General features: G+C 71.2%; 3 protein-coding genes. 1 reads left to right on the forward strand and 2 read right to left on the reverse strand.

Annotated elements, in window-relative coordinates; translation table 11 throughout:
- Positions 1-19: 19 nt before the first annotated feature.
- Both ACFWIS_RS24440 and ACFWIS_RS24445 read right to left on the reverse strand, forming a co-directional pair.
- Positions 20-1,279 (reverse strand): MFS transporter, encoded by a 1,260-nt coding sequence (locus tag ACFWIS_RS24440; protein ID WP_380457033.1) that lies wholly within the window; start codon positions 1,277-1,279, stop codon positions 20-22.
- A 576-nt stretch (positions 1,280-1,855) separates the two neighbouring features.
- Entirely contained in the window at positions 1,856-3,343 is a 1,488-nt protein-coding gene (locus ACFWIS_RS24445; protein WP_380456933.1) for a potassium/proton antiporter, read from the reverse strand.
- A 340-nt stretch (positions 3,344-3,683) separates the two neighbouring features.
- Between ACFWIS_RS24445 and ACFWIS_RS24450 the strand changes: the two genes are divergently transcribed.
- Positions 3,684-6,404, forward strand: a complete 2,721-nt coding sequence (locus ACFWIS_RS24450; RefSeq protein ID WP_380456931.1) for a penicillin acylase family protein — start codon at positions 3,684-3,686, stop codon at positions 6,402-6,404.
- The last annotated feature ends 40 nt before the right edge of the window (positions 6,405-6,444 follow it).

A 6,444-nucleotide genomic window follows, 5' to 3' on the forward strand; every position in this document is an offset into this window, starting at 1 on the left:
GTCACCGCCCACCGCGCGTTCAGCCCTTGGCCGCGCCGACCAGCTGCGCCGCGTTGCCGCGCTCGGCCGACGAGGCCACCACCCGGCCCGGCCCGCCCGGGGCCACCAGCAGGTGCCGCATCGACAGCAGCGCGATCAGCCCCAGGCCGGCGCCGACGGCCGGCACCAGGAAGCCGACCGAGGGCCCGTGGCCGTCGAGCAGCTTGCCCGCCGCCATCGAGCCGAACGCCAGTCCCAGCCCGATCGCACCGGTCAGCCAGGTGAAGGCCTCGGTCTTGGCGCCGTCCGCGACCAGGGTCTCGACCAGGGTGTAGCCGCTGATCAGGGTCGGGGCGATGGCCAGGCCGCAGACCAGCCCGGCGACCGTCAGGGCGACCAGGTTGGGCATCGCCCACAGCACCGAGCAGCCCAGCACCAGCATCGTGTAGCTCATGGCCATCCGCTGCTGCACCGGCCGCCGCCAGGCGATCACGCCGTACAGCACGCCGGCCAGCATCGAGCCGCCCGCGAAGATCCCGTACACCGTGCCGCCGGAGTCGTGCTGCCCCACCGAGTCGGCGAAGGCGTTGACCGACACCTGCATGCCGCCGAACACCGCGCCGACCCCGAGGAAGGCTCCGACCAGCAGTCGGACGCCGGGCGAGGCCAGCGCCGAGGCGCGCCGCACGCCGGGCTGCGGGAGGATCCGGGCCGGGGCGCTGCGCCGCTGGGCCGCGAAGGCGAGACCGCCGACCAGGGTCAGCGAGGCCTCGACGACCAGCGCGACCGCCGGGCTGGCGAAGGCGGCGATGTTGGCTGCCAGGATCGGGCCGACCACGAAGGTGAACTCGTCCGTCACGGACTCGAAGGCGAAGGCGGTGCTCACCTTGGCGCCGGCGGCGGGCGAGGCGCCCTCCCCGGTGAACGTGGAGACCCAGCGGGCCCGGACCATCGCGCCGATCTGCGGCACGCTCGCCCCGGCCGGGACAGCGGCCAGGTAGACGCTCCAGGCCGGCGCGTGGCCGAGCGCCAGCGCGATCAGCAGGCCGACCGAGACCGCGTGCACCAGCACCGTCGGGACCAGCACTGCGGCCTGGCCGTACCGGTCGGCCAGCCGACCGGTCTGCGGCCCGATCAGGGCCTGGGCGACGGCGGCGACCGCGACGGCCGTGCCGGCGGTGCCGTACGAGCCGGTGGTCTGGGTGACGAGCAGCAGGATGCCCATGCTGAGCATCGCGTAGGGCAGTCGCGCGACGAGGGCGGGGGACAGGAACGTCCAGGCGCCGGGCGTGCGCAGCAGCTCCCCGTACCCGACCCTGGCGGGCGCCTCGGCGGCGGTGTCGACAGTGCTGCGCGCGGTGTCCGGAGCGAAGTCCGGAGTGGTCTCCGGAGCGGAGTCCGCGGCGATCTCGACCGTTCGGCGGGCCGTCACGGTCGGTCCTTCCTGCTGCCTGGTAGCGCGGCAGGGCATGGGGTGGCCCCGACGGCGCCGAGAGTCGTCCTCTCGCGCGTCGACCGGGGTAGATACCGGGTCGGCCGGGCCTGGTGGGCCGGTGCCGGACCGCGGCCGCCGAGCGGTCGCGCCAACTCTGCGTCAGGCAGATGCTGGGGTGGTCTAACGGTAGTTATACGGCGTAGTCGAACCAGCATACAGTTACGCGCGTAGATAACGCCAGGCCACCCAGATCACGCCGACCGCGCGGGCCTCGCTGGTCACTCGGAGCGCATGGAGCGCCCCGAGCGCCCCGAGCGCCCGGCCCGCAAGATCACACGGGCCGTCCGAGCCGCGACCGCCCCCGTTACCAGGCGCTCCCCGCCCGTTCGGTCACCCCGCCCGTTCAGTCGCCCGGCCCGTTCAGTCACCCGGCCCGTTCAGTCACCCCGCCCCGTTGAGCCACCCCGCCAGCTTGCCGCCCTTGTCCACGGCCCGCAGCCGCCGCTCGGCCGCCTCGCCGACCTCGTCGGTGGTGACCACCAGCAGCTCGTCCCCGCCGCGCAGCATCGTCGTCTTGTCCGGCACGAAGGAGTTCCCCTCCCGCACGACCAGGGTGACCGCCGCCCCCTTGGGCAGCCGCAGCTCGCTGATCTCCACGCCGGACATCCGCGAGGTCGGCGAGAGCGCGACCGACAGCAGGTGGCCGTGCAGCTTCTCCAGTGGCGCGGACTCGATGTCGAGGTCCTTTCCCATCGCGCCCTCGCCGATCCGCAGCCGCTTGGCCATCCAGGGCAGGGTCGGGCCCTGGAGCAGGGTGAAGACGACGACCAGGATGAAGACGATGTTGAACACGTCCTCGGCCTTGTGCGCGCCGGAGACCACCGGGATGGTGGCCAGCACGATGGGCACCGCCCCGCGCAGCCCGGCCCAGCTCAGCAGCGCCTGTTCGCGGGCGGGCACCTTGAACGGGGTCAGGGTGAGCACCACGGACAGCGGCCGGGCCAGGAAGACCAGTACCCCGCCTATCACCAGCGCGGGGACCACCGCGTCGCCCATGCTCTCGGGCGCGGCCAGCAGGCCGAGCAGCACGAACATGCCGATCTGCCCGATCCAGGCCAGTCCGTCGGCGAAGCCGCGCACCGCCGGTCCGTGCGGGAGCTTGGAGTTCCCGAGGATCACCGCGCTGATGTAGACGGCGAGGAAGCCGGAGCCGTGCAGCAGTGAGCCGCCGGCGTAGGCGAGCACGGTGAGCGCCACCACGGCGATCGGGTAGAGGCCCGAGGAGGGCAGCGCGACGTGCTTGACCGCGTAGGCGCCGAGCTTGCCGACGGCCAGGCCGACCGCCGCGCCGATCGCCAGCTCCGCGGCGATCGTGCCGAGCAGCACGTACCAGGAGTCCAGTTCGCCGGCCGAGGCGAAGGCGACGACCAGGATGACCACGGGGGCGTCGTTGAAGCCGGACTCGGCCTCCAGCAGGCCGGTGAGCCGGTGCGGCAGCGGGACCATCCGCAGCACCGAGAAGACGGCCGCCGCGTCGGTGGAGGAGACGATCGCGCCGAGCAGCAGCGAGGTCCGCCAGTCCAGGCCGACCAGCCAGTGCGCGCCGGCCGCGGTGACGAAGACGCTGACCCCGACGCCGACGGTGGCCAGCACGGTGGCGGCCGGCATCGCCGGCCTGACCTCGCGCCAGCTGGTCTTGAGGCCACCCTCGGCCAGGATCACCACGAGTGCCGCGTAGCCGAGCACCTGGGTCAGTTCGGCGTTGTTGAAGGTGACGCCGATCCCGTTCTGGCCCAGTGCCACGCCGATCCCGAGGTAGATCAGCAGACTGGGCAGTCCTGATCGGGTCGAGAACCGGACGGCGACCACCGCGAAGAGCAGGATCACGGAGGCTTCGAGCAGGAGCTGGTTCAGATGGGCGACGTTCACGCAGTGGCACCTCGGGCAGGCATGGGCGGGCGGGGTGTCAGGTGGTGCTGAAGGTGGTCCGTTGGTACGGGGCGGGTGCTGTCGGGCACCGGACCGCTAAGAAGTCGTCAATGCTCCTGTTGCGGATCGTTACTCAGTCTAACATTTTGCCATACCTTTAGCTTGTCTCCCGGCTCGGCTCCTGATCGGCTCCTGATCGGCTCCTGATCGGCTCCGGCTCGGCTCCAGCTCGGTCCCCCGTTCACAGCCCTCCGCCGACTCGGCCTAATGTGGTGCCCTGTCCCGGCCCCAGGCCCCGGACACGCCCGCCCGCCCCGAAGTCAGGACCGCAAGGACCCAGATGCCCCGCTCGAAGAAGTTCCGGCGCGCCCGTCTGATCGTGATCGTGCTGGTCGTGCTGCTGGTGGCCGGCGTCGGCTACGGCGGCTACCGCGGGGTCACCGCGGTCCGTGCCTCCTTCCCGGAGGTCGACGGCACGGTCAAGGTGGCGGGCCTGAGCGCGCCGGTGGACGTCAAGCGGGACGCCAACGGCATCCCGCAGCTGTACGCGGACACCCCCGAGGACCTGTTCCGCGCCCAGGGCTACGTCCAGGCGCAGGACCGGTTCTGGGAGATGGACGTCCGACGGCACATCACCGCGGGCCGGCTGTCCGAGATGTTCGGCGACGGCCAGGTCGACACCGACTCCTTCATCCGCACCATGGGCTGGCGCCAGGTGGCGCAGAAGGAGTACGACACCAAGCTCTCACCGGAGGCCAAGAAGTACCTCCAGGCCTACTCGGACGGCGTGAACGCCTGGCTCGGCGAGCACCCCGGCGGCGAGAAGGCCTCGCTGGAGTACGCCCTGCTCGGCGCCGTCAACAGCGGCTACCAGCCCGAGCAGTGGACCCCGGTCGACTCGGTGGCCTGGCTCAAGGCGATGGCCTGGAACCTCTCCGGGAACCTCCAGGAGGAGATCGACCGCTCGCTGCTGGCCCAGGACTTCGGCCCGGACAAGATCGCCGAGCTGTACCCGGACTACCCGTACTCGCGCAACGGCACGATCGTGAAGACCGGCACCGTCAGCGGTGACACCTACCGCCCGGCGGACGGCTCCGCCCAGCCCGGTACGGCCCCCGGCGGCGGCACCACCCAGGGCGCGGCCACCACCAAGGCGCTGATGCAGGGCCTCACCGACCGGATCGACGCGATGCCGCAGCTGCTCGGCCGCCCCGGCCAGGGCATCGGTTCCAACTCCTGGGTGGTCGCCGGCTCGCACACCACCACCGGCAAGCCGCTGCTGGCCAACGACCCGCACCTCGGCCCCGGCCTGCCCTCGGTCTGGTACCAGATGGGCCTGCACTGCCGGACCGTCTCCTCGGCCTGCCAGTTCGACGTCTCCGGCTTCACCTTCGCCGGCATGCCCGGCGTGGTGATCGGCCACAACAAGGACATCGCCTGGGGCTTCACCAACCTGGGCGCCGACGTGACCGACCTCTACCTGGAGAAGGTCACCGGCCCGGAGACCTACCAGGTCGACGGCAAGGACGAGAAGTTCGACCTCCGCAAGGAGACCATCAAGGTCGCCGGCGGCGAGGACCGCACCATCACCGTCCGCACCACCCGGACCGGCGCGCCGCTCATCTCCGACGTGAGCACCGAGCAGCAGAACGTCGGCAAGTACGCCCCCAACGGCAGCTCCGCACCGGACCGCGGCACCGGCGGCTACGGCGTCGCCCTGCAGTGGACGGCGCTCAGCCCGGGCAAGACCATGGACGCCGTCTTCGAGCTGGACAAGGCCCGCAACTGGGACGAGTTCCGCGCCGCCGCCAAGGACTTCGCCGTCCCCGCGCAGAACCTGATCTACGCCGACGCCAAGAACATCGGCTACCAGGCCCCGGGCGCCATCCCGGTGCGCGGCAAGGGCGACGGCTCCATGCCGGCCCCGGGTTGGGACTCCTCCTACCAGTGGAAGCCGGATCCGGTCCCCTTCACCGCCCTGCCGTACAGCTTCAACCCGGCCGTCGGCTACATCGTCACCGCCAACCAGGCCGTGGTGGACCCGGGCTACAAGTACACCCTCACCAAGGACTGGGAGTACGGCACCCGGGCCAAGGAGATCACCGACCAGATCGAGGGCCTACTCAAGAACAACGGCAAGATCTCGCCGGACGACATGCAGACCCTGCAGCTGGACAACACCAGCATCATGGCCAAGACGCTGGTCCCGCTGCTGCTCAAGCAGCAGATCGACGACCCGTACGTGCGCGAGGCCCAGGACCTGCTGAAGGACTGGAACTTCCACCAGGACGCCGACTCGGCCGCCGCCGCCTACTACAACGGCGTCTGGCGCAACCTGCTGAGCCTCGCCTTCGGGCAGAAGTTCCCGGCCGACATCCGCGCCAAGGACAACTGCCTGCTGGTCCGCCAGCAGGACGACCCGACCAAGCCGGACAGCTCCAGCAAGATCGTCACCGAGTGCGGCACCCGCGACCCGGGCAAGGCCCAGCCGGACGGCGGCGACCGCTGGACCGAGGTGGTGCGCGCCCAGCTGGACAAGCCCGACAGCTCGTGGTGGACGTACATCGACTCCCAGCACAAGGAGCAGAAGGGCCTGGACAACCTCCTCAAGGAGGCCATGAAGAACGCCCGCCAGGACCTGACCTCGCTGCTCGGCAAGGACATCTCCACCTGGAGCTGGGGCCGCCTGCACAAGCTGGAGCTGCGCGAGCAGACCATGGGCACCGACAACTCCTCGATCGCCTCCGGCGTCGTCCACAAGCTGCTCAACCGCGGCCCCTACCGCCTCTCCGGCGGCTCGGCGGCGGTCGACGCGGCGGGCTGGAACGCGGCGGCCGGCTACCAGGTGGACTGGATCCCGTCGATGCGGATGGTGGTCGACCTGAACGACCTGGACTCCTCGCGCTGGGTCAACGTCGGCGGCGCCTCCGGCCACGCCTTCCACCAGAACTACAACGACCAGACCGACCTCTGGCTCAAGGGCAAGCTGCTGACCTGGGCGTTCACCCCGGACGCGGTCGAGAAGGCCGCCAAGCACAAGCTGGTGCTCACCACCGGCTGACGCCCGTACGACATGCCGACGGCGGCCCGCCCCCGCACCG

The sequence above is a fragment of the Kitasatospora sp. NPDC127060 genome (genome assembly GCF_042724935.1).
Taxonomy (GTDB): domain Bacteria; phylum Actinomycetota; class Actinomycetes; order Streptomycetales; family Streptomycetaceae; genus Kitasatospora.

Excerpts from the sequence above, each read along its gene's own strand:
- ACFWIS_RS24450 (WP_380456931.1), top strand. The coding sequence starts at position 3,684 with ATGCCCCGCTCGAAGAAGTTCCGGCGCGCCCGTCTGATCGTGATCGTG.